The 23892-nt window shown below is 34.8% G+C and carries 19 protein-coding genes; 17 read left to right on the top strand and 2 right to left on the bottom strand.

The genetic code is table 11. The features are described from left to right. The first annotated feature begins 197 nt into the window (after nt 1-197). Nucleotides 198-608 (top strand): RrF2 family transcriptional regulator, encoded by a 411-nt coding sequence (locus IEV84_RS00950; protein WP_188491542.1) that lies wholly within the window; start codon nt 198-200, stop codon nt 606-608. 86 nt (nt 609-694) lie between these two features. Here the strand turns inward: IEV84_RS00950 and IEV84_RS00945 are convergent, their stop codons facing one another. After that, nucleotides 695-1477 (bottom strand): sulfite exporter TauE/SafE family protein, encoded by a 783-nt coding sequence (locus IEV84_RS00945; protein ID WP_188491540.1) that lies wholly within the window; start codon nt 1475-1477, stop codon nt 695-697. Between the two features lie 338 nt (nt 1478-1815). Between IEV84_RS00945 and IEV84_RS00940 the strand changes: the two genes are divergently transcribed. The 12 genes from IEV84_RS00940 to IEV84_RS00885 all read left to right on the top strand — a co-directional run bounded on the left by IEV84_RS00940 (nt 1816) and on the right by IEV84_RS00885 (nt 18480). Next, the gene (locus tag IEV84_RS00940) at nt 1816-2517 is read left to right on the top strand and encodes a phosphoadenylyl-sulfate reductase (protein ID WP_188491538.1); all 702 of its coding nucleotides are present in this window, start codon (nt 1816-1818) and stop codon (nt 2515-2517) included. A gap of 95 nt (nt 2518-2612) precedes the next feature. After that, on the top strand, nt 2613-3512 hold the full coding sequence (gene cysD / locus IEV84_RS00935) for a sulfate adenylyltransferase subunit CysD (protein ID WP_188491536.1): 900 nt from the start codon (nt 2613-2615) through the stop codon (nt 3510-3512). Between the two features lie 102 nt (nt 3513-3614). Then, nucleotides 3615-4859, top strand: a complete 1245-nt coding sequence (locus IEV84_RS00930) for a sulfate adenylyltransferase subunit 1 (protein ID WP_188491534.1) — start codon at nt 3615-3617, stop codon at nt 4857-4859. Between the two features lie 87 nt (nt 4860-4946). Beyond that, nucleotides 4947-7037, top strand: a complete 2091-nt coding sequence (locus tag IEV84_RS00925; RefSeq protein ID WP_188491532.1) for a ferredoxin-like domain-containing protein — start codon at nt 4947-4949, stop codon at nt 7035-7037. Nucleotides 7038-7049: 12 nt separating this feature from the next. Further along, on the top strand, nt 7050-7673 hold the full coding sequence (locus tag IEV84_RS00920; protein ID WP_188491531.1) for a precorrin-2 dehydrogenase/sirohydrochlorin ferrochelatase family protein: 624 nt from the start codon (nt 7050-7052) through the stop codon (nt 7671-7673). A gap of 151 nt (nt 7674-7824) precedes the next feature. After that, nucleotides 7825-8877 (top strand): NAD(P)/FAD-dependent oxidoreductase, encoded by a 1053-nt coding sequence (locus tag IEV84_RS00915; RefSeq protein ID WP_066328690.1) that lies wholly within the window; start codon nt 7825-7827, stop codon nt 8875-8877. A 326-nt stretch (nt 8878-9203) separates the two neighbouring features. After that, a complete protein-coding gene (locus IEV84_RS00910) occupies nt 9204-10205 on the top strand; it encodes a homocysteine S-methyltransferase family protein (RefSeq protein WP_188491529.1) in 1002 nt (333 codons plus the stop codon). Between the two features lie 93 nt (nt 10206-10298). Then, nucleotides 10299-11051, top strand: a complete 753-nt coding sequence (locus IEV84_RS00905; RefSeq protein WP_188491527.1) for a Cthe_2314 family HEPN domain-containing protein — start codon at nt 10299-10301, stop codon at nt 11049-11051. A gap of 307 nt (nt 11052-11358) precedes the next feature. Then, complete coding sequence (metH, locus tag IEV84_RS00900; RefSeq protein WP_188491525.1) at nt 11359-14043, top strand: methionine synthase; 2685 nt, start codon at nt 11359-11361, stop codon at nt 14041-14043. A 58-nt stretch (nt 14044-14101) separates the two neighbouring features. Beyond that, nucleotides 14102-15055 carry a methylenetetrahydrofolate reductase [NAD(P)H] gene (metF, locus tag IEV84_RS00895; RefSeq protein ID WP_188491523.1) on the top strand — a complete coding sequence of 318 codons (954 nt, stop codon included), beginning with the start codon at nt 14102-14104 and terminating at the stop codon, nt 15053-15055. A 142-nt stretch (nt 15056-15197) separates the two neighbouring features. After that, the gene (locus IEV84_RS00890) at nt 15198-17570 is read left to right on the top strand and encodes a TonB-dependent receptor (protein ID WP_188491521.1); all 2373 of its coding nucleotides are present in this window, start codon (nt 15198-15200) and stop codon (nt 17568-17570) included. Nucleotides 17571-17883: 313 nt separating this feature from the next. After that, nucleotides 17884-18480, top strand: coding sequence for a hypothetical protein (locus IEV84_RS00885; RefSeq protein ID WP_188491519.1), 597 nt, complete (start codon nt 17884-17886; stop codon nt 18478-18480). A gap of 55 nt (nt 18481-18535) precedes the next feature. Here the strand turns inward: IEV84_RS00885 and gldA are convergent, their stop codons facing one another. Further along, nucleotides 18536-19432: a gliding motility-associated ABC transporter ATP-binding subunit GldA gene (gene gldA, locus IEV84_RS00880; RefSeq protein WP_188491516.1), complete on the bottom strand. Its 897-nt coding sequence runs from the start codon at nt 19430-19432 to the stop codon at nt 18536-18538. A gap of 292 nt (nt 19433-19724) precedes the next feature. Between gldA and IEV84_RS00875 the strand changes: the two genes are divergently transcribed. From IEV84_RS00875 to IEV84_RS00860, 4 genes are all read left to right on the top strand, one after another. Further along, nucleotides 19725-20561, top strand: a complete 837-nt coding sequence (locus tag IEV84_RS00875) for a prephenate dehydratase (RefSeq protein WP_188491514.1) — start codon at nt 19725-19727, stop codon at nt 20559-20561. Nucleotides 20562-20619: 58 nt separating this feature from the next. Next, entirely contained in the window at nt 20620-21765 is a 1146-nt protein-coding gene (locus tag IEV84_RS00870; RefSeq protein WP_188491512.1) for a pyridoxal phosphate-dependent aminotransferase, read from the top strand. A 76-nt stretch (nt 21766-21841) separates the two neighbouring features. After that, the gene (locus tag IEV84_RS00865; protein WP_188491510.1) at nt 21842-22699 is read left to right on the top strand and encodes a prephenate dehydrogenase; all 858 of its coding nucleotides are present in this window, start codon (nt 21842-21844) and stop codon (nt 22697-22699) included. A gap of 55 nt (nt 22700-22754) precedes the next feature. Continuing rightward, nucleotides 22755-23834 carry a bifunctional 3-deoxy-7-phosphoheptulonate synthase/chorismate mutase type II gene (locus tag IEV84_RS00860; RefSeq protein ID WP_188491508.1) on the top strand — a complete coding sequence of 360 codons (1080 nt, stop codon included), beginning with the start codon at nt 22755-22757 and terminating at the stop codon, nt 23832-23834. Nucleotides 23835-23892: the final 58 nt, after the last annotated feature.

The following is a 23892-nucleotide window of genomic DNA, read 5'->3' as shown; positions in this document are numbered from 1 at the left end:
TTTTGAAACAAATATATGTAAGATTATTTTTGGTTTAAAAATAAGAACAAGAAAATAATGTGATTTTTTTCTTAATTATTTTGGTTTGAGGGATTGATATTGTTGGAGAATATTTTTGATTGACAATTTTTGATTGTAGATTTGTTTTTTGAACATGAATTATTAATATCGAAAATCGTTTTACAATAAACATTTAAATGATTTCTAAAAAGACAAAATACGGAATAAAAGCATTGACTTATTTGGCGCGCCAGGAAGATCAAACGCCTGTTGCTATTGCAGATATTGCTAAGAGCGAAAATATTTCGATTAAGTTTTTGGAGAGTATTTTGTTGCTACTTCGTAATTCGGGCTTTTTAGGAGCCAAAAAAGGAAAAGGCGGAGGTTATTATTTGATTAAAGATCCTAAAGAAATCAGCATGGCAAAAGTCTATCGCATTCTTGAAGGACCTATTGCCTTACTGCCTTGTGCAAGTCATAATTTTTATGAAAAATGTGATGATTGTGAAGATGAAGCGACTTGTGCAGCACGTCGTTTAATGACCGAGATTAGGGATAATACCTTAATGGTTTTGGAAAATAACTCTTTGGCTGATATAGCGTTTTAATTTTTTGAGAACGTATAAAATCTAAAAGCCCCTTTCGCTGTAAGAACAATGAAAGGGGCTTTTACTATTTTTCTGTTTTGTGATATTTAGAATATCAAATTGTATCCTACAAAAAATAGCATTACTGCAATTGCATTTCTAAGGAATAAGTCAGGTACTTTTCCGCTCAGCATACTGCCTACGTAAATTCCCGGAAGTGATCCCATTAGTAATTGTCCTAGTAAAACTAAATCCAGATTTCCCATAGAAGCATGTCCTAACCCTGCTACAAGTGTTAATGGAACTGCATGAGCAATTTCCGTTCCTACCAGTCTTGGGGTTGGTAACAGTGGGTACAAAAAGAATAATGTAACCGTACCTAATGCTCCGGCACCAATTGAAGTAAGAGTTACTGTAGCTCCTAATAAAACTCCGATAGCTACAGTTAAAAGGTTTTGTGTTTTGCTTTCACTGTGGAATTTGTCTCCGGCATGTTTTTGAGAAAAGTCAAGCAATTTCTTTTTGAATAAAATGGCTACCGAAGTAAATAATAGTGCCCATCCTAAACTGTATTTTATCACAGTATTAATTGCGGTAACATCTGTTTTTATGTTGTTTAAAATCCATAAAGTGAATAAGGCTGCCGGAATACTTCCCAGGGAAAGCCAGCCGGTTATAACCCAGTTTACATTTCTTTTTTTATGATGTACAAGGATTCCTCCGGTTTTTGTAAATGCAGCATATAGTAAATCAGTACCAACAGCCTTTGTAGGCGGAATACCAAAATACAACAAAATAGGTGTCATTAGCGAGCCTCCGCCTACACCGGTCATACCTACTATAAAACCAACAAATAAACCTGCAACAATAAGTCCAATTTCAAAATCCATAAAAAATATTTTTTTGCAAAAGTACAATTGTTTTATAATAATCCTATAGATGTAGTAGAATTTATTTTTTTATTATAAATGTTTGTTTGAAAAGTGAATTTAGAAAGTCTGGATTTAAAAAAGTAGGATGCTGACTTTTTTAGTTATTAAATAATTTTAGTTTTAAAAGTAGGTTTTGTTTGTTAATTGTTGATTTTTAGTATTTTAATTCTGTAGTTTTATATCTTAATAATTATAAAAAAGTTGAAATATGTTTTGAAATTTAGAAATAAGTAGTATTTTTGCACAGTAATCTACTAAACCGATAGGGTAATAGATTTGAAATAAAAAAGAATACAATGAGTGCAACAGTAGTAAATGAGTTATTAGAAAAAACAGCAGGGTTTTCCATTGAGGAAACTTTTGCTTTTTTGGCTGAGGAATATAAAGGTGAAGTTGTTTTTTCAACTTCTTTTGGTCAGGAGGATCAGGTAATAACTGATTTAATTGAAAAAAGCGGTGCTGCGATAAAAATTTTCACTTTAGATACAGGACGTTTGTTTCAGGAAACTTATGATGTTTTTCACAGAACACAAAAAAAATACAAAACACCGATTAAAGTGTATTTTCCTGAAGCTAAAGCGGTAGAGGAATTGTTAGAGAAAAAAGGACCTAATAGTTTCTTTGAATCAGTTGAAAACAGAAAAGAATGTTGTTTTATTCGTAAGGTGGTACCTTTGAAAAAAGCATTGGTCGGGAATGAAATTTGGATTACAGGTTTAAGAGCGGAGCAATCAGAAAACAGAAGCGATTTGCATTTGTTTGAATATGATGCTAATTTTGCAATCGTAAAATTCAATCCGTTGTTGAAATGGACATTGGAAGAAGTACAAAAATATATTGACGATCATAATGTGCCACAAAATAGTTTACACAAAAAAGGATTCGTAAGTATTGGTTGTGCACCATGTACCAGAGCCATTGTAGAAGGTGAAGATATCAGAGCAGGAAGATGGTATTGGGAACAAAGCCATAAGGAATGTGGTTTGCACGGGAAATAATTAAAGAATAGAGAGAAGAGAATAAAGAGAGTAGATGAAAAGACAGGCAATTAGCAATCTTTTAGTCTTTCAATTTTAATATTTAAATTAAAAAAATGAGTTCAGTTTTAAAAACAAATGCTTTAGAAAGCGAAGCGATTTACATATTTAGAGAAGTTGTTTCTCAATTTGAGAAACCTGTGTTGCTTTTTTCAGGAGGAAAAGATTCTATTACTTTAGTGAGATTAGCGCAAAAAGCGTTCTTTCCTGCTAAAATTCCTTTCCCATTGTTGCACGTAGATACAGGTCATAACTTTCCTGAGACTATCGAATTCAGAGACAAATTAGTTGCTGAATTAGGATTAGAGTTAATCGTTCGTAATGTACAGGATGCTATCGATCAGGGAAAAGTAGTTGAAGAAACAGGTCGTTATGCAAGTAGAAACAGTTTGCAAACAACCTCTCTTTTGGATGCTATCGACGAATTTAAATTTGATGCTTGTATTGGTGGAGCGCGTCGTGACGAAGAAAAAGCAAGAGCTAAAGAACGTATTTTCTCTGTTCGTGACGATTTCGGTCAATGGGATGAGAAAAATCAACGTCCTGAGTTATTTGATTTATTGAACGGAAAAATTGAATTAGGACAAAATGTTCGTGTGTTCCCAATTTCAAACTGGACAGAATTAGATGTTTGGAGTTATATCGAACAAGAGCAAATTGAAATTCCATCTATTTATTTCTCTCATACTCGTAAAGTATTTGTTAGAGACGGAATGATTTGGTCTCACTCTCCATTTGTTTACCAGGATGAAGATGAGGAGATTGAAGAAAGAGTAGTTCGTTTTAGAACTGTTGGAGATATGAGTTGTACTGCTGCTGTTGAATCTTATGCAGGTACTATTGCTGAAGTTGTTGGTGAAATTAGACAATCTACTATTTCTGAGCGTGGAGCGCGTATTGACGATAAACGTTCGGAAGCAGCGATGGAGAAAAGAAAACAACAAGGATACTTTTAATAAGTTAGAAGTTAAGAGTTAGAAGTTAGAAGAATCAAAAAAACATACAGATTTAAGTTTCGAAAGAACCTGAAACTTTAAATCTGAAACAAAATATTTAGAATGGAAGTTTTAAAAATAGCAACAGCAGGAAGTGTAGATGACGGAAAAAGTACATTAATCGGAAGATTGTTGTATGATACACAATCATTGACTACAGATAAATTAGAGGCAATTGAAAAAAGCAGTAAGCAAAAAGGATATGATTATTTAGATTTTTCTTTGGCTACTGACGGATTAGTTGCAGAGAGAGAACAAGGGATTACAATTGACGTAGCGCATATTTATTTTTCTACAGCTAAGAAAAGTTATATCATTGCTGATACTCCGGGACACGTGGAATATACACGTAACATGGTTACAGGTGCTTCAACTTCTCAGGTTTCTATCATTTTGATTGACGCTCGTAAAGGGGTAATTGAACAAACGTATCGTCACTTTTTTATCAATAACTTATTGAGAGTAAAAGATGTGATTGTTGCAATCAACAAAATGGACTTAGTGGATTATTCAGAAGAAGTTTTCAATAAAATCAAAGCTGATTTCCAGGCATTGAATGCTAAGAGTTCTTATAAAGAACAAAATGTAAGCTATATTCCTTTAAGTGCTTTAACTGGAGATAATGTTGTGGAATCATTAGGGAAAATGCCTTGGTACACCGGACAAACAATCTTACAGCATTTAGAAGCTTTAGAGTCAAAAGATATTTATGATAATGGAAAAACCCGTTTCCCGGTTCAAACTGTAATTCGTCCTAAAACCGAAGAATACCACGATTTTAGAGGATACGCCGGAAAATTGAACGGAAATAATATTAAAGTGGGAGATGCTGTTACGGTTTTACCTTCTTTAACAGAATCTGTGGTGACTAAAATTCACTTCTTTGATAAACAATATGATGAAGCAGTTGCCGGTTCTTCAATCACAATTGAATTAGAAAATGATATCAATGTGACCAGAGGAGATATGATTGTGAAATCTAACGAGTTGCCAAAAATTGAAAAAGAAATCACAACAACAGTTTGTTGGATGGATAGCAAAAAATTAGTTGCCGGAACTAAATATTTGGTTCAACATAATACTAACAGAGTTTTAGCTAAGGTGGATAGCATCAATAATGTAATTGCTACGGATTATTCAGGAACTACACCAGCTTCTCAGTTAGCTATTAACGAAATTGGTGAAGTAACTATTAAATTGAGCAAAGCTTTATATTTTGATACTTACGAAGAGAATAAGTCAAATGGAGCATTCATCTTAATTGATCCTAATACTAATACAACTGCAGGAGTAGGGTTTATTAGATAGTCTTTGGCTTTTTAGCCTCATACAAATAAATGAGAATAACCATTACACGCATTAGTTAATGACTAATAGCAAAAAGAAAAAAGAAAGATGCAAAGTTTTAGAACAGAAATAGAGGATCCGATTGTCCAAAAAGAGATTATCGATTTAGAAAAAAAGATACATTTATTCCGTGGTGGAAAAATTGATGACGAGCGTTTTCGTAGTCTTCGTTTAGCACGTGGTATTTACGGTCAGCGTCAGGAAGGCGTACAAATGATTCGTATTAAATTGCCTTACGGAAAAGTAACGAGTGAGCAATTAAGAAGAATTACCGATGTCTCAGAAAAATATTCTACGGGTCGTTTACACATTACTACACGTCAGGATATCCAAATTCACTATGTGAGTTTAGACAGAACTCCTGAACTTTGGGCTGATTTGGCTAAAGATGATATTACATTGAGAGAAGCTTGTGGAAACACAGTGCGTAATATTACAGGAAGTGAATTAGCAGGTGTAGATGTTGATGAGCCATTTGATGTGACTCCTTATGCACACGGTTTATTTCAATATTTGTTGCGTAACCCAATCTGTCAGGAAATGGGGCGTAAATTCAAAATTTCATTTTCTTCTTCAGAAAAAGATTCTGCTTTGAGTTATTTACACGATTTAGGATTCATTCCTAAAATTGTAGACGGACAAAAAGGTTTTAAAGTGATGTTAGGTGGTGGATTAGGTTCTCAGCCTTCTCACGCCGAATTGCTTTCTGAGTTTATTCCGGTAAACCAAATTATCCCAACTGCCGAAGGTGTAATTCGTATTTTTGACCGTTATGGTGAAAGAGCAAAACGTCTGAAAGCACGTTTGAAATTCTTAATCAAAGATTTAGGTCGTGATGAATTTTTACGTTTGGTAGAAGAAGAGAAAAAAGCATTGCCTTTCCATAGTTATGAAATTGATACTACTGCTTTTGAAGGTCCAATTGCTGAGCCTTTATTAGAAGTACCAACAGTAACTATTGAGGATGTAGCGGCTTATGAAGCCTGGAAAAAAGCAAATGTTATTGCTCAAAAACAAGCGGGTTATGTAGCTATTGGTGTAAAAGTACTTTTAGGAGATTTTTACATTGACAAAGCAAGATTATTAGCTGATTTGATTAAAAACTACGGAGCTAATGAATTGCGTTTTTCATTACGTCAAAACATTGTAATCCGTAATATTAAAGAAGAAAATTTACCATTCTTCTACCAGGAGTTAGCCAAATTAGACATGGTTGCTTTGGGGTACAATACTATTGGAGATATTACAGCTTGTCCGGGTACTGATACTTGTAACTTAGGTATTGCAAGTAGTACAGGTATTGCTGATGAATTAGAAAGAGTGTTAAAAGCAGAATACCCACAATTTGCAAATAACCAGGATATTGCAATCAAAATTAGTGGTTGTATGAATGCTTGTGGACAACACAACATGGCTGAAATTGGTTTCCAGGGAATGTCAATCAACGCTGGTAAATTAGTTGCTCCGGCTTTACAGGTATTATTAGGTGGTGGAATTTTAGGAAACGGAAACGGTCGTTTTGCTGATAAAGTGATCAAAATTCCTAGCCGTCGTGGTCCTGAAGCTTTGCGTTTAATCTTAAATGATTTTGAAGCAAATGCTAACGGAGCTAAATTCTTAGATTATTACGATGCTAACGGAGAGAAATATTTCTACGAATTCTTAAAACCATTGGCTGATGTTACTAATCTTACCGAAGAAGATTTCGTGGATTGGGGTAATGCCGATAACTATGTAAAAGCTGTAGGTGTTGGAGAATGTGCTGGTGTGGTAATTGACTTGGTTGCTACTTTATTATTCGAAGCTAAAGATAAAATTACTGTAGCTCAGGAATTATTAGAAGAGCAAAAATGGTCAGATGCTATTTACCTTGCTTATGCAGGTTTTGTAAATGGTGCCAAAGCATTATTGCTTGCTGAAAAAGAAAAAACAAATACACACGCAGGAATTATTGATTCATTCGATACTGTTTTTGTTGCAGGGAATAAAATTGAATTGGCTACTTCTTTCAGAGAATTGGTTTACCAAATCAATAAAAACGAGCCTACTGAAGCTTTCGCAAAACAATACATTGAGCAAGCAGTTGAGTTTTTCAATAAATTAGAAGCTTACAGAGAGCAAGATTTGGCTCAAGCATAAATAAAAGAAAAGATGAGTGATATAAAAGATGCCGCTGGTAACGATTCAAATAGCGAGGAACGCAATGAATTGTATCCAATATTTTTAAAACTGCATAACCTTAGCGTGCTTATTGTAGGTGGAGGAAATGTAGGTTTAGAAAAGCTGTCTTTTTTGCTTAAATCGAGCCCTAATGCTAAGGTTGAGGTTGTTGCGCCGCGTTTTATTGATGAATTAGTTACTCTGGCAGAAAAACATCCTGCTGTGAAATTAACTAATAAAAAATTCAAGAAAAAAATGCTGAAAAAGCGCCATATGGTAATCGCCTGTACAGATGATTTTAAGGTAAATAAACGCGTGTATGAATTGTCCCGAAAAAGATATTTGATATGCAATATTGCCGATACACCTGATTTGTGCGATTATTATTTGGGGGGAATCGTGACTAAAGGAAACGTGAAAATTGCGATTTCAACCAATGGAAAATCACCTACAACTGCTAAGCGCTTGAGAGAGTTTTTTGAGGAAGTAATACCTGAGGATATCAATCAAATGGTACAAAACCTTAATGATTATCGCAAAACATTGAAGGGTGATTTTGAAGAAAAAGTTCAAAAAATGAATGAAATCACAGCTTCGTTAAAAAATAAAGAATAAGACAAAGAATGCACAGCTGATATTTGTCATTAAAAACAAAATAGAGCTTTCGTTTCTTTGAAGAAAATAAAATAAGTATAACACAAGCTTTCTGTTTAGTATTCCTCTCATTAATAAGAGGAACTGGGGAGAAAAATAATTAATAATAAAAATGATAGAAACAGATATCCTTATAATAGGAGCCGGTCCAACTGGTTTATTTGCCGTTTTTGAAGCAGGATTGTTAAAATTAAAATGTCACATCTTAGATGCATTGCCACAACCAGGTGGACAATTAGCGGAGTTATATCCTAAAAAGCCTATCTATGATATTCCGGGATTTCCTGAAGTTTTAGCTGGAGATTTAGTGGATAACTTAATGGAACAAATTAAGCAGTTTGAACCGGGTTTTACACTTGGAGAGCGTGCTGAAACTATTGTAAAACAAGAGGACGGAAGTTTTATTGTAACTTCTAATGAAGGAACTGAATTCCATGCTAAAGTAATTGCTATTGCTGGTGGATTAGGAAGTTTCGAACCTAGAAAACCTTTAATCGAGGATATCGAGTTTTACGAAAATAAAGGAGTAAAATACTTTATCAAAAATCCTGAAGAATTTAGAAACAAACGTGTAGTTATTGCCGGAGGTGGAGATTCTGCTTTGGATTGGAGTATCTTCTTAGCTGATGTAGCTTCTGAAGTGACTTTAGTTCACCGTCGTAACGAATTCCGTGGTGCTTTGGATTCAGTAGAAAAAGTACAGGAATTGAAAGATAAAGGTAAAATTCATTTGATTACTCCTGCAGAGGTTGTTGGAATCAACGGTGCAGAGCATGTTGAATCAGTAGATTTAGAGGAAAACGGTGCACACCGTAACATTCCTTGTGATTATTTCATTCCACTTTTCGGATTGACTCCTAAATTAGGACCTATCGGAAACTGGGGCTTAGAAATCGAGAAAAATGCCATCAAAGTAAACAATGCTTTGGATTACCAAACCAATATTCCTGGAATCTTCGCTATCGGAGATATCAATACTTATCCTGGGAAATTAAAGTTAATCCTTTGTGGTTTCCACGAAGCAACTTTAATGTGTCAGGCAGCTTACCAAATCATCAATCCTGGAAAACGTTATGTATTGAAATACACAACCGTATCAGGAGTTGATGGATTTGACGGAACTCGTAAAGAAGCACCAAAAGCGGTTGTAAAAGCGATAAACTAAAAACACCTAGTTGTTTACAATTATAAATAGCCTTATCACTTGCAAGTGGTAAGGCTATTGCTTTACTTTGCATTTCCAAATTTGGAAAATAATTAGGAGCACAGCATAAGGCATTTTAGGGAATATAGTTCCCGCTTTTCGCTTTAATCTTGTGTCGGCATAAATGCCTGCCGCCACAAGGATTTCCACTAGAATCGGGGCTATAGAGCCACAATTGTTTTTGGAAAATTTACTCCTGCAAGGTTTTAAAAACCTTGTAGGTATTAGTATAGAATTAGATACCTACAAGGTCAAAACAGACTTTGCAGGAAAATAAAAAATAAGTTATGCCAAGCATTCAGGAAGAAATCAAAAAAAGAATACTCGTTCTCGACGGAGCAATGGGAACCATGTTGCAACGCTACAATTTTTCGGAAGAAGATTTTAGAGGCGAACGCTTCAAGGATTTTCCACATCCGTTAAAAGGAAACAACGATTTATTGTCGCTTACCCAACCGAAAGCCATTGCCGAAGTTCATGCTGCTTATTTTGAAGCAGGAGCAGATATTGTAGAAACCAATACCTTCTCAGGAACCACAATTGGTATGGCTGACTATCACATGGAAGACTTGGTTTACGAGTTGAACTACGAGTCGGCTAAAATTGCTCGCAAAGTAGCCGATGAATTCACAGCCAAAAATCCGGAAAAACCTCGTTTTGTAGCCGGTTCTATCGGGCCAACAAACCGTACAGCTTCGATGTCTCCGGATGTAAATGACCCGGGATACAGAGCGGTAACTTTTGATGATTTGCGTATTGCTTACAAGCAACAGGTAGAAGCTTTGATGGATGGCGGATGTGATTTGTTGTTGGTAGAAACGATTTTCGATACCCTAAATGCTAAAGCAGCTCTTTTTGCTATCGAAGAAGTAAAAGAAGAGCGTGGAATTGATATTCCAATCATGGTTTCAGGAACGATTACCGATGCTTCCGGAAGAACGCTTTCCGGGCAAACGGTGGAAGCATTTTTGATTTCGGTGTCACATATTCCGTTGTTAAGTGTTGGTTTTAATTGTGCTTTAGGTGCCGATTTGTTGAAACCTTATTTGCAAACCCTGTCTTCGCATACATCTTTTAATGTGTCGGCGCATCCTAATGCGGGATTGCCAAATGCTTTTGGAGAATATGATGAAACACCACAGGAAATGCAGGCACAAATTAAGAGTTATCTGGATGATAATTTAATTAATATCATTGGTGGTTGTTGTGGTACAACGCCAGATCATATCCGATTAATTGCAGATATCGCTAAGGATTATAAGCCGAGAGTTTCGACAGCGAGTTTGTAATTTTTCCTGTAAGGTTTTTTTAACCTTGTAGGTATGTTTGAAAATGGGTACGAGTAAGATGCTCGCATCAGCGTGGGAATTTAATTTGAAAAGATGAATACAGATGCTTTAATAATGCATAGTTTTTATCAGCAAATGATTGAGGATACAAAGCCTTTCTTAAAAGGTGTTAAAGTGTCTGATAAATATATAGTTGATAAAAATGAAAATGACATGTCTGATTCAGAACATTATATTCGTTATACGTCTTTTTATTCTGTTCATTTATTTGGACTTTGTTGTCAACTTGAAAGAGCTGTAAAATTATTGTCTAATTTTAGAGATGACAATAAAAATGAAATTGGAAGAGGTTATCATTTGTCTTACAATATTGAAAATTATTTCATTAGATTGGATTCTCTTTATGATCGTATTCTTCAATTAGTGAATGCCATTTTTAATTTTGGTTTTGATGATAGTAAAGTTAAAAAAGATAAAGTATTAAAAAAAATAAGTGAGGTTGATGGTTATAGTGAGTTAATGAATTCTCTTTATGAGTTAAATAATGTTTTAAAAAAATATTCAGATGAAAAAAGAAATATTATTGTTCATCGGTATTCTTATTTTGACAAAGAATTAGATATGATTGAGATGTTTTATGATCCAATTTATTCAAAGATTATATTACAAAATACTGATAATGTTGAAAATTTTAAACAAATTAGAAAAGAACGATTATCATTTTATCTTCGTAAAAAGAAAAAAGAGTTTAACGAAATCAATGAGGAGTGCTTTGAAAAATTGTTTTTGATTTTAAATGAAATTGAAAAAGAATATACTTTGAAAAAACAAGAATTAAGTTTTTAAATCCGTGTTCATAAAGAGAATAAAAATATAAAGGTTTTGTCATTGCTTCGCATGTTCGCTCGCGCTCGAGTCCGAGGGACGAATGAATCACATAACGAGAGCAAAGGATGAGATTCCTCCTTCGTCGGAATGACAAAAATGAGGATTTAGATAGTGAGATTGCTTCGTTCCTCGCAATGACTAGCACGAGTAAAAAAATAAAGTTCCGTAGGAACGATACATTTTGTAGCAACGGATTAAATCCGTTGATGAAATAAGATGATAAATGAAAACGGAATGAATACCGTTGGCATAAAAAAATAAAAAAATGGCAGAAGCAGAAGCAAGAAGAAATTTAGTTTTATCGGGATTAGAACCGTTAATTATTACGCCGGAGAGTGTTTTTGTAAACATAGGTGAGCGTACCAATGTAACAGGTTCCAGAAAATTTCTTCGATTAATTAAAGAAGAAAAATACGATGAAGCCTTAGATATCGCCAGACAGCAGGTAGAAGGTGGAGCACAAATCATCGATATTAATATGGATGAGGGAATGCTTGATGGTGAATATGCAATGGTGAAATTTTTAAACCTGATTGCTGCCGAACCGGATATTGCCCGTGTACCTATTATGATTGACAGTTCGAAATGGCACATTATTGAGGCTGGATTGAAAGTAGTACAAGGGAAATGTGTAGTGAACTCGATTTCGTTAAAAGAAGGAGAAGAGGCTTTTATTAATCACGCCCAATTGATTAAGCGTTACGGAGCTGCGGTAATAGTGATGGCTTTTGACGAGGTAGGTCAGGCGGATAATTACGAGCGTCGTGTTGAAATTTGCCAACGTTCGTATGACATTTTGGTAAACAAAGTAAACTTCCCACCACAGGATATCATTTTCGATTTGAATATATTTCCGGTAGCAACCGGGATGGAAGAACACCGTTTGAATGCTTTGGATTTCTTCAGAGGAACTAAATGGGTTCGCGAAAATTTACCACACGCACATATCAGTGGAGGTGTGAGTAATGTTTCTTTCTCTTTCCGTGGAAATGATGTGGTACGTGAAGCCATGCACTCGGTTTTCTTATACCATGCTATCAAGGCTGGTATGACCATGGGAATTGTGAATCCGGAGATGTTGACTATTTATGACGATATTCCGAAAGATTTATTGGAACATGTTGAAGATGTAATTTTGGACAGACGTGATGATGCTACGGAACGTTTATTGGATTTTGCTGAAAGTGTAAAAGGAACAGGTTCTAAAAACACAGAAGCCGAAGTACAGGAATGGCGTTCAGGAACCGTACAGGAAAGAATTACACACTCTTTGGTAAAAGGAGTTGATGCTTTTATTGAAGAAGATGTAGAAGAAGCACGTTTAGCTGCAACCAAACCTATCGAAGTTATCGAAATCAACTTAATGGCTGGTATGAACGTAGTAGGGGACTTATTTGGTTCCGGAAAAATGTTTTTGCCACAGGTGGTTAAATCGGCTCGTGTAATGAAAAAAGCGGTGGCTTATTTATTGCCATTTATTGAAGCTTCAAAACAAGCAGGAGATAAGGAAGGAAATGGAAAAATATTAATGGCAACCGTAAAAGGGGATGTTCATGATATTGGTAAAAATATTGTTTCGGTAGTGTTGGCCTGTAATAATTACGAAATCATTGACCTTGGGGTAATGGTTCCACCTGAAAAAATTATTGCTGCAGCCTTAGAACACGAAGTAGATATTATTGGTTTGAGCGGACTGATTACGCCTTCGCTGGACGAAATGGTGTTTTTGGCCAAAGAACTAGATAAACGCAATATGAAAATACCGGTGATGATTGGAGGAGCTACAACTTCACGCGCACATACCGCTGTGAAAATCGCACCGCAATACAAAGCAACCGTAGTTCACGTAAACGATGCTTCGAGAGCAGTAACAGTAGCCGGAAATTTATTAGATGATAATAAAGAAACGTATACGACTGCTATTCGTGAAGAATATGATAATTTAAGAGAGCAGTTCTTAAATCGTTCGAGAGATAAAAATTTCCTGTCAATTGAAGATGCCCGTAAAAATAAATTACAATTGGATTGGGAGCAATATTCACCAGTAAAACCAAAGCAGATTGGGGTACAAACTATTGAAATAGATTTGGATGTTTTAGTGCCTTACATCGATTGGACGCCATTTTTTCAAACATGGGAATTGCACGGAAAATATCCTGCGATCTTAACGGATGAGGTAGTAGGAGAGCAGGCAACGTCAGTGTTTAAAGATGCTCAGGCAATGCTGGATGTGATTTTGAAAGAAAAGAAATTACAGGCCAAAGGTGTTTATGGATTATTCCCCGCAAACCAAGTGAATGATGATGATATCCAATTGTATGATGAAAATGGAAGAGAATTAGAAAAATTCCTAACCTTGCGTCAACAATCACAAAAAACCAAAGGCGCTCCAAATATTGCCTTGGCGGATTTTATTGCGCCAAAAGATAATGGAGTAACCGATTACATGGGCGCTTTCTGTGTAACAACTGGTTTTGGAGTAGACGAATGGGCGGATGCTTATCGCGATAATTTGGATGATTACAATTCGATTATGGTTAAAGCTTTGGCCGATCGTTTAGCTGAAGCCTTTGCAGAATACCTACATGAAAAAGTTCGTAAAGAGTTTTGGGGTTATGATGCCGAAGAATCATTGTCTAATGAGGAATTAATTAAGGAAAATTATAAAGGAATCCGACCTGCCCCTGGTTATCCTGCCTGTCCGGATCACTTGGAAAAACCAACCATTTGGAAACTATTAAAAGTAGAAGAAAAGATTGGTGTGACTTTGACAGAAAGTATGGCAATGTGGCCTGCTTCATCAGTTTCGGGGTATTATTTTGGAAATCCAGAAAGCAGGTATTTCGGACTGGGGAAAATAAAAGAAGATCAGGTTGTTGATTATGCCAAACGTAGAAGTATTTCAACTGACAAAGCCGTAAAATGGTTAAGTCCTAATATTGCAGATTAAAAAAATAGTCATATAGTCCAAAGCGCTGACTTTTGACATTCAAACTTTAAGACTTGAAATGAAAGTAACACAACATTTAGAAGCAGCAAAAGGTAAACCTTTGTTTTCCTTTGAAATTGTACCGCCTCAAAAAGGAAGTAATATTAAAGATTTATATGCTAATATAGATCCTTTAATGGAGTTTAAGCCTCCTTTTATTGATGTAACGACTTCGAGAGAAGAATATGTGTACATTGAAAAAGATGGACTTTTTGATCGTCGTATCACTCGAATGCGTCCGGGAACAGTTGGAATTTGTGCTTCTATCCAACATAAATATGGTGTAGATGCCATTCCGCACGTTTTGTGTGGCGGATTTACAAGAGAGGAGACAGAATATTTATTGGTAGATTGTCATTATTTAGGAATAGAAAATTTAGTGGCATTACGAGGCGACCCAATGAAAGGGGAGAAGTATTTTGAGCCTACAGTGGGAGGAAATGCTTATGCGGTTGATTTAGTAAAACAAATCAAAGCCATGAATAATGGGAAGTTTTTGCATGGTGAATTGCCTATTCAAAATGCACCTGATTTTTGTGTGGGTGTTGCAGGTTATCCTGAAAAGCATATTGAAGCGCCAAGTCTTGAAGCCGATTTGAAAAGACTGAAAGAAAAAGTAGATGCCGGTGCCGATTATATTGTAACCCAAATGTTTTTTGATAATCAGCGTTATTTTAAATTTGTTGAAGCGGCTCGTGCTATTGGGATTACAGTGCCAATTATTCCGGGAATCAAACCGGTAGCAGTGAAACGTCATTTGCAATTATTGCCTCAGGTTTTTTGGCTGGATATGCCGGAAGAATTGATTAGTGCTATTGAAAATGCAAAAGACAACGCAGCCGTTCGTCAGATTGGAGTAGAATTTGCAGTTCAGCAATCTAAAGAGTTAATGGAATTTGGTGTGCCTTGTTTGCATTATTATTCGATGGGTAAATCTGACAATATTTATCAAATAGCAAGTCAGGTTTTTTAATATCAAATTTTGAACTCGTATAAATATTATACGGGTTTTTTTATGCTTTTTTATAATGTATTAATTTAGAATAAATAAAAATAATTTTGAAACAGTTTTTTTATTGTATAGTTTTGCACCTTATTAACTAAAAATAAATAAAATGGATTTTGTTTCAACTTATAAGTTTAAAAATTATACTTATCTAAGTTTCTTACTGCTTTTTTTCGCTACTGTTGGATATTCACAAACTAACAAAGGTTCGGTTTCAGGAATCGTTAGAGATGTTTCAGGAAAACCAATTGAAACTGTAATTGTTGTAGTTAAAAAAATCAACAAAAGAGCATATACTGATGAAAACGGATATTTTATTTTGAATAATTTACCAATTGGACAAAATGTTATTATAGTAAGAGGATTAGGTTATCTAACTGTAGAAAAAAATATCGAGGTGAAAAAGGATATAAATAATACGATTGATGACATTATTTTAAATGAAGATTTGACTCAGCTTGACGAAGTGAGTATTTTTAGTCATAAAAATAAATTTGCAAAGAAAGAGACGGAATCTGTAGCTCGTTTACCGCTAAAGAATCTCGAAAATCCTCAGGTTTATAATATAGTGGGGAAAGATTTGATGAAGGAACAAGTTGTTTTAGAACGTACCGATATATACAGAAATGTTCCGGGAGCAGTCCCGAATTATTCTGCAGGTGGTTCGCAAGGACTAACAATGCGAGGTTTTTCTAATACCAGTGGAATGCTTAATGGAATGAATACGAGTCCGGTTTATCCATTAAATCCGGCAATTTTAGAACGTGTTGAATTTATTAAAGGACCATCAGGTACTTTGTTTGGAGGTACCAGAAATACTTCTTTTGGGGGTGTTTATAATTACGTAACTAAAAAAGCTTATGAGAATTTTGGAGGAGAAGTTAGTTTAGTTGGAGGGAGTTTTAGTTTTACCAGAGTTACTGCAGATATAAATACACCATTAAATAAGGAGAAAACAGCTTTATTTAGATTGAATGTTGCTGGTCAGTCTGAAGGTTCTTTTCAAGATCAAGGATATGCTAAGAATTATGTTTTTGCACCTACTTTTTCTTATCAGGTAACTGATCGATTAAAGTTCTCTGTGGATTTAGATATCACAAAAAGTGCTTATACGATGACCACTATTTCAATAGGTTCTTTGACAAATGTTAAAGCAAAGAGTTTTAAAGATTTGCAATTAAATTATAATCGTTCCTATGGAAATAATGATGTAGATGCCGAAATTGGAGTTAATAATCTTGGAATGCAGATAGATTATAAAATATCTGACCAATGGAAATCGGAAACTAAATTTTTGAGTTCAGTGGGATATTATAAACATTTACTTTGGACAAATTTGAATGTTCTAACAGATTCTACAGCCACCAGAGTTATTAGGAATCAAACTCCTGAAACATTTGGGAACATTCAGTTGCAACAAAATTTTACAGGAGATTTTAAAATAGGATCTCTTAGAAATAGAATGTTAATTGGCTTAGATTATAATAATGCTTACAATGAATTAAATCGTGTGACTGGTATAAATTACGATGTTATTAATGTAAATCAGCCTGTAAATGATTTCAATTCAGAAAAAATAATTGATCTTTCATACGCAAAAGGTTTTAGCGCAAGTACAACTAAAGCGGAGACTTATGGCTTGTATGTTTCAGATGTTATCAATTTGACTCCGTCCTTAATGGCAATGTTGAGTTTGCGTGTAGATAGATTTTCTACTAAAGGTTCTTATGATGTAAGAACAGGAGCTTATACAGCTAACTCAGAATATCAACAAACCTCATTAGCGCCAAAATTTGGATTAGTGTATCAATTAATTAAAGACAAAATATCTGTATTTGGAAACTATATGAATGGTTTTACAAATTTAGCTCCGGTGGTTCAGTCAGATAATAGTGTGTTAAAATTGGATACTCAATATGGTACACAATGGGAAACAGGTGTGAAATTTGATATAGTAAGAAACAGATTAAATGCTACTGTCAGTTATTATGATATTTCGGTAACAAATTCAACTTATAAAGATGCTGCAACAAATAATACTATTCAGGATGGAACTCAAAATAGTAAAGGTGTTGATGTTGAGGTTATAGCTAATCCTGTTGCGGGCTTAAATATTGTTGCAGGATATGCTTTTAATGAAAATACATATACTAAATCAAGTCCGGCTTTATTAGGAAAATCACTTGCTGCCAGTCCGAAAAATGCGGCTAATATTTGGGCGAGTTACACTCTGCCAGAAGGTAAAATGAAAGGTTTAGGAATAGGAGTAGGAGGAAATTATGTTAGTGATTCCTGGTTTGAAACAACTAATACGTTTGTTCTTCCGTCTTATACGTTGTTGAATGGAGCGTTGTTTTATGATCAGCCAAAATATAGGATATCTTTAAAAGGGAACAATCTTTTGAATGAGAAATACTGGAACGCAACGGGAATGCCTCAGAAAACGATAAATTTTTTAGTTAGTCTTGCTATTAAGTTGTAATTTTTTATCATAAATTTAAAGAGCATCGTTTTAATAAGGCGATGCTTTTTTTGTATTTATTCTTTAGTTATGATAATTTGGCTAAGTCATTAGGGTTTTGAGGTGGTTTTAAAAAACATGTAGTGCAATGTTTTTTTCTTAGCGTTTATAAACAAGTTTTTTCAAAGTTATGTAATAGTCGATTAGAGTTGTTGTCTGTTTGAAATCAAATAGAGTTACATTGAAAAATGATTAATATAAATTGAAATGGTAATGTTTTGATTTTTAGCTGTTAAAATAGTATATTTGAGTTCACTGTAATAGTTTTTTCAAGATGAAACAAATTTATTATACATTTTTAGCTACCGTCATTGTTTTTACCTCTTGTAAAAACAATGACACTAAGAAAGCACAAGCAACAGATGGGATTGTAGTGCCTTTTACACAGCAAACTACGACCGTTTTGCCTAATCAAAGCGCGCAAACTCCAGTAGTTGAAAAGCATAATTTGTTTCGTGAAAATAATGTGAGCACGACTTCGGCTGTTGTTACAGCTGTTAATCCTCCACATGGGCAGCCATATCACCGTTGCGATATTGCAGTTGGGGCGCCATTGAATAGTGCTCCAAACAAGAGTGTTACCTCTGTGGGGCAAGCAAATGTAAAACCTCAATCTGCTCAGGTAATAACCTCTAAAATGTCCACGTCTAAAGTAGTAACTGCAAAAGGAATGAATCCGCCTCACGGAGAGCCAGGGCATCGTTGTGATATTGCGGTTGGTGCACCATTAAATTCTAAGCCAGTTGTAAATGCCGCAACATCAACTCAGATTACACCAAATGACAATGTTCAGCGTTCTGTTCCGGCTTTGTTGGCTACTGATGGTGTAGAAACAAAAGCTCCTGAGGATGTAAAATCACCAACGGAGTAAAGAAAATTGTGAGGTGTTAGGGTTGATGTTATTTAGTTAAAAGTGGTTGAAAAAATCACTTCGTAATCTCTCTAAATATCGCTTCCAGATTTTTATTTTTCTGATTCAGTTGAAGGGTTTTCAAGCCATTGGCAGTGGCAAAATCAAAGACTACAGAACGCATGTCTTTGTCGGTTTTAAAAACCAGTTCCCAGGTCATGTCGTGCGTATTTTTATAAGAAATTAAATTCTCGATTTTAGCAATGGCCTGTTCCTCGATTTTATAATCGAATTCGACTTCGATAATTTGTTCTTTTTCTTCCGAAATAAGATGGTCTAATTTTTTATCGGCAACTATTTTTCCGTTGTTAATAATAATCACGCGATCACAAATAGCTTCTACTTCCTGCATGATATGTGTGGAAAGAAAAACCGTTTTGTCTTTTCCGGCATTTTTAATCAGGTTGCGAATTTCTAAAAGTTGGTTTGGGTCTAGACCAGTTGTTGGTTCGTCTAGAATTAACACATCAGGATTGTGCAGCAAAGCATTTGCTAGTCCTACACGCTGACGGTATCCTTTAGAAAGTTCTGCTATTTTTTTATGGCTTTCGGCGCTTAAACCTGTAAGCTGAATTACTTCTTCAATGCGGGATTTGGCAATTTTATAAACATCGGCATTAAAAGCCAGATATTCTCTCACGTATAAATCCAGATATAACGGATTGTGCTCCGGCAAATAACCAATAGAAAGTTGAACTGCCTTTGGGTTAGTGTTTACATCTTGTCCGTTAACCAATGCTGTACCTTCGTCGGAGGCAAGGTAGGTTGTCAATATTTTCATCAATGTAGATTTCCCGGCTCCATTTGGACCTAAAAAACCAACGATTTCTCCTTTTTTTATAGAAAATGAAATGTTGTCCAAAGCTTTTTGGTCACCATAACTTTTAGATATATTTTTTACTTCTATTGACATGTTTTTTTATTTGATTACAAAAATAAACAGAAAAAGCATTGTTTTGTTTTTTTTGAAAAAAAACAAAAATATTTTTGTGTTGTTGGAAATATGTTATATATTTGCCAGCGTTAAAAATAATCATTCGAGAGAATAATATTTAATTAAGATGTCAAATAACCGTTTCTATTTTAGCTTTTCTTTTTATTTCTTTAGCGAGAGATAAGGATTGTGCTATGGTAATTTGAAAAATAAATAAACAAATAAAACTAATATACAATCCTGATGAAAATCAGGATTTTTTTTTGAATAAATGGAAGCAAAAATTGCAATACAAGGTATAATAGGTTCTTTTCACCATCAGGTGGCTCAGGAGTATTATGGTCAGCAGGTAGTTGTTGATGAATGTATGTCTTTTGAGGAATTAGTAGATAGTCTTTTGTCTGGGAAGTCAACTCAGGCGGTAATGGCTATCGAGAATTCTATTGCAGGTCCTATTATTCCTAATTATGCTTTGATTGATAAGAATAAATTGCACATTATTGGGGAACATTATTTAAGTATTCATCAAAACCTGATGGCTTTAAGAGGTCAGAAGATTGAAGATATTACCGAAGTATATTCGCATCCGATGGCTTTGTTGCAGTGTATGGATTTTTTGAAAAAATACCCGCATATTAAATTAGTAGAAGATAAGGATACGGCTGAAACAGCAAGAAGAATTCAGGAGAAACAATTAACAGGTATTGCTGCAATTGCGAGTAAAACAGCGGCAGAAATGTATGATTTGGAAATTCTGGCTCCCGAAATCCAAACGATTAAAAACAATATGACCCGTTTTGTGATTATTCAAAAGGAGAATTCATTTGTTTCGGAAGAAGAGATAAACAGAGCTTCTTTAAAATTTGAATTGGATCACAAACGCGGAAGTTTGGCGGCAGTTTTGAATGTAATGAGCGATTGTAAAATGAATTTGACTAAAATTCAATCGTTGCCAAAAATAGAAACGCCCTGGAAATATTCTTTTTTTGTTGATGTTACTTTCGAAAAATATGAAGATTATGCAAAAGCGAAATCTTTGTTAGAGATTATGGCAGAATATTTTAAAGTGTTAGGCGAGTATACCAATACAAAACCTAGTTTGATTTAAATAAAACAGTAAAAGCAGATTGTCAATTTGAACTAAGTTCAAAAGCCAAAGAATAAAAATGATTACAACAGCAAACAGATTAAATACAGTTGAAGAATACTACTTCTCATCAAAATTGAGAGAGGTAAGACAATTGGCAGCAGAAGGTAAGCCTATTATCAATATGGGGATTGGAAGCCCTGATTTGGCTCCGGCACAGGCTGTGATTGACGCGGTTGCTTTAGCTATGCAGGATGTAAATGCACATGGTTATCAAAGTTATCAGGGATTGCCTGAGTTGCGAAAAAGCATGGCTGATTTTTATCAGAACAATTTTCAGGTAGAGTTAAATCCAAATACGGAGATTTTGCCTTTGATGGGTTCGAAAGAAGGAATCATGCATATTTCAATGGCATTTTTGAATGAAGGAGATCAGGTTTTAATTCCTAATCCGGGTTATCCAACGTATACTTCGGTAACGAATTTAGTTGGAGCAGAAGCAGTTTATTATGATTTGGCTGAAGCTAATAATTGGGAACCTGATTTTGAGGCTTTAGAAAAATTAGATTTATCCAAAGTGAAATTGATGTGGATAGGTTATCCGCACATGCCTACAGGAGCCAGAGGAAGTTTAGCTTTGTTTGAAAAGTTAGTGGCTTTCGCCAAAAAACATCAGATATTGTTAGTCAATGACAATCCGTACAGTTTTGTTTTGAATGACAATCCGATGAGTTTGTTACAGGTGGAAGGAGCTAAAGAAGTAGCTTTGGAATTGAACTCTCTGAGCAAGACTTTTAACATGGCAGGATGGAGAGTAGGAATGGTTTCCGGAAATGCTGAATTGATTGATGCTGTTTTAAGAGTGAAAAGTAATATGGATAGCGGAATGTTTTTTGGAATCCAAAAAGGCGCTATCGAAGCATTAAAAAGTGATAAATCATGGTTTGATTCCATGAATGAAATATATAAAAAACGCCGCGTTTTAACCGAGCAATTGGCTGAAAAATTAGGCTGTAAAGTTTATAAAGAAGGAGTAGGTTTATTTGTTTGGGCAAAATTGCCGGAAGGAATTCAATCGGCTGAGAAGTTCATCGATCAGATATTGCACGAGAAATATATTTTTATTGCACCGGGAACTATTTTCGGTTCAAACGGAGAAGGATATATTCGATTTGCATTATGTGTGAAAGAAGAAAAAGTACAGGAAGCAATAAGCCGATTTTAGGTTTTAGATCTCAGATTTTAGATTAATCAAAGTTTGGAATTTGGAATTTTAAAAGTTTGGAATTTAAAGAAATAAAATGAAAGTATTTGTAATAGGTATTGGTTTAATAGGTGGTTCGATGGTTTTAGACATCAAAGCGCTGTATCCGAATGCCACTATTTACGGAATAGACAATAACGAAAAACACTTGCAACAGGCATTAGAGTTAGGCGTTATTGATGTTGCCACTACAATGGAAGATTTGCCTGAGGCAGATTTTGTAATTGTTTCGGTTCCTGTAAATGTAGCTATTGGGTTATTACCTAAAGTATTGGATTTGGTTGGTGATAATGCTATTGTTTTTGAAGTAGGTTCAACTAAAAATCCTATTTGTCAGGCAATCGCTAATCATCCTAAAAGAAGAAATTTTATTGCCACTCATCCTATTGCGGGAACAGAATTTTCAGGACCTTCGGCAGCGTTGAGAGATTTGTTTCGAGGAAAAACAAATATCATTTGCGAAGTAGAGAAAACGGCTTTCAAATTACAGGAAAAAGCATTAGAGGTTTTCAATAAAATGGGAATGCGTATTCGTTATATGGATCCAAAATCACATGATAAACATATTGCTTATGTTTCTCATTTATCGCACATCAGTTCCTTTATGTTAGGAAAAACGGTGATAAATAAAGAAAAAGACGAGCAGGATATTTTTGATATGGCGGGTTCCGGATTTGAAAGCACGGTACGTTTGGCTAAAAGTTCACCGGCAATGTGGACGCCAATTTTTGAACAGAATAAAGCTCAGGTTTTAGAATCATTAGAAGAGTATATTTCGAATCTAACTCAGTTTAGGGATTTATTGGTGCAGGATGATTACAATGCGATTTACGAAGAAATGGCAAGTGTCAATAAAATTAGAGAAATATTAAACGGAATAGGCGTTAAAAAATAGGAGTAAAAAGAATAAATATATACAACACAAATTAAAAAGAAATAAATTTTAAAAGATGGAAAACAACAAAGAAATGAGAAATTGGTTGGATGCTTTCAAATTGAATCATCCATTTGTGATTGCAGGACCTTGTAGTGCTGAAACTGAAGAGCAGGTATTGAAAATTGCTCATGAACTGAAAAATTCAGATGTAAGCGTATTCAGAGCAGGAATTTGGAAACCAAGAACTCGTCCGGGAGGATTTGAAGGAATTGGGGAAATAGGATTAAAATGGTTGAAAAAAGCTAAAGAAGAAACAGGATTGTTGATGGGAACTGAGGTTGCTACAGCAGCTCACTGTAAATTAGCTTTAGAATATGATATCGATGTATTATGGGTTGGAGCTCGTACAACAGCTAATCCATTTGCAGTTCAGGAAATTGCTGATACATTGGCTGGAACTGATAAAATCGTTTTGGTTAAAAACCCTGTAAACCCTGATATGGCTTTATGGTTAGGTGGTGTTGAGCGTTTACACATGGCTGGAATCAAAAACTTAGGAGTTATTCACAGAGGTTTCTCTACTTATGAGAAAACTAAATACAGAAACATTCCTGAGTGGCAAATTGCTATCGAATTGCAAAACAAATTCCCTGATTTGCCATTAATCATCGATCCGTCTCACATTACAGGAAACCGTAACATGATTCTTGAAGTAACTCAGGAAGCTTTAGATTTGAACTATGACGGTATGATTATCGAAACGCATATTGATCCTGATAACGCTTGGTCTGATGCTGCTCAACAAGTTACTCCAGATGCTTTGAAACAAATCTTGAAAGATTTGAAAGTAAGAAAAGTGAGTGGAGATAGCGATTTTGAAAATAAAATGACAAAATTAAGAACCAATATCGACGTTTTGGATGCTAACTTATTAGATCTTTTAGGAAAAAGAATGAAAGTAGCTGATGAAATTGGTCAGGTGAAAAAAGAAAACAATGTTGCAGTATTGCAAAACAACCGTTGGAATGAAATCCAGGAGAAAATGGTTGCTGAAGGTGCTAAAAAAGGATTGTCAGAAGAATTTATCACTAAATTGTTCAAATCAATTCACCAGGAAAGTATCGAACACCAAGAAAAAATTATCAACGGATAATTGATTCGTGATTTAAGAACTCGATAATTTAAATTTATAAAATCCTAAGACTTTATGT

This window comes from Flavobacterium palustre (genome assembly GCF_014639535.1).
Taxonomy (GTDB): Bacteria; Bacteroidota; Bacteroidia; order Flavobacteriales; family Flavobacteriaceae; genus Flavobacterium; species Flavobacterium palustre.
Note: the sequence above shows the minus strand (reverse complement) of the source record. Positions and strands in the feature narration are given on the sequence as shown.

Excerpts from the sequence above, each read along its gene's own strand:
- IEV84_RS00950 (WP_188491542.1), top strand. The coding sequence starts at position 198 with ATGATTTCTAAAAAGACAAAATACGGAATAAAAGCATTGACTTATTTG.
- IEV84_RS00945 (WP_188491540.1), bottom strand. The coding sequence starts at position 1,477 with ATGGATTTTGAAATTGGACTTATTGTTGCAGGTTTATTTGTTGGTTTT.
- IEV84_RS00940 (WP_188491538.1), top strand. The coding sequence starts at position 1,816 with ATGAGTGCAACAGTAGTAAATGAGTTATTAGAAAAAACAGCAGGGTTT.
- cysD (WP_188491536.1), top strand. The coding sequence starts at position 2,613 with ATGAGTTCAGTTTTAAAAACAAATGCTTTAGAAAGCGAAGCGATTTAC.
- IEV84_RS00930 (WP_188491534.1), top strand. The coding sequence starts at position 3,615 with ATGGAAGTTTTAAAAATAGCAACAGCAGGAAGTGTAGATGACGGAAAA.
- IEV84_RS00925 (WP_188491532.1), top strand. The coding sequence starts at position 4,947 with ATGCAAAGTTTTAGAACAGAAATAGAGGATCCGATTGTCCAAAAAGAG.
- IEV84_RS00920 (WP_188491531.1), top strand. The coding sequence starts at position 7,050 with ATGAGTGATATAAAAGATGCCGCTGGTAACGATTCAAATAGCGAGGAA.
- IEV84_RS00915 (WP_066328690.1), top strand. The coding sequence starts at position 7,825 with ATGATAGAAACAGATATCCTTATAATAGGAGCCGGTCCAACTGGTTTA.
- IEV84_RS00910 (WP_188491529.1), top strand. The coding sequence starts at position 9,204 with ATGCCAAGCATTCAGGAAGAAATCAAAAAAAGAATACTCGTTCTCGAC.
- IEV84_RS00905 (WP_188491527.1), top strand. The coding sequence starts at position 10,299 with ATGAATACAGATGCTTTAATAATGCATAGTTTTTATCAGCAAATGATT.
- metH (WP_188491525.1), top strand. The coding sequence starts at position 11,359 with ATGGCAGAAGCAGAAGCAAGAAGAAATTTAGTTTTATCGGGATTAGAA.
- metF (WP_188491523.1), top strand. The coding sequence starts at position 14,102 with ATGAAAGTAACACAACATTTAGAAGCAGCAAAAGGTAAACCTTTGTTT.
- IEV84_RS00890 (WP_188491521.1), top strand. The coding sequence starts at position 15,198 with ATGGATTTTGTTTCAACTTATAAGTTTAAAAATTATACTTATCTAAGT.
- IEV84_RS00885 (WP_188491519.1), top strand. The coding sequence starts at position 17,884 with ATGAAACAAATTTATTATACATTTTTAGCTACCGTCATTGTTTTTACC.
- gldA (WP_188491516.1), bottom strand. The coding sequence starts at position 19,432 with ATGTCAATAGAAGTAAAAAATATATCTAAAAGTTATGGTGACCAAAAA.
- IEV84_RS00875 (WP_188491514.1), top strand. The coding sequence starts at position 19,725 with ATGGAAGCAAAAATTGCAATACAAGGTATAATAGGTTCTTTTCACCAT.
- IEV84_RS00870 (WP_188491512.1), top strand. The coding sequence starts at position 20,620 with ATGATTACAACAGCAAACAGATTAAATACAGTTGAAGAATACTACTTC.
- IEV84_RS00865 (WP_188491510.1), top strand. The coding sequence starts at position 21,842 with ATGAAAGTATTTGTAATAGGTATTGGTTTAATAGGTGGTTCGATGGTT.
- IEV84_RS00860 (WP_188491508.1), top strand. The coding sequence starts at position 22,755 with ATGGAAAACAACAAAGAAATGAGAAATTGGTTGGATGCTTTCAAATTG.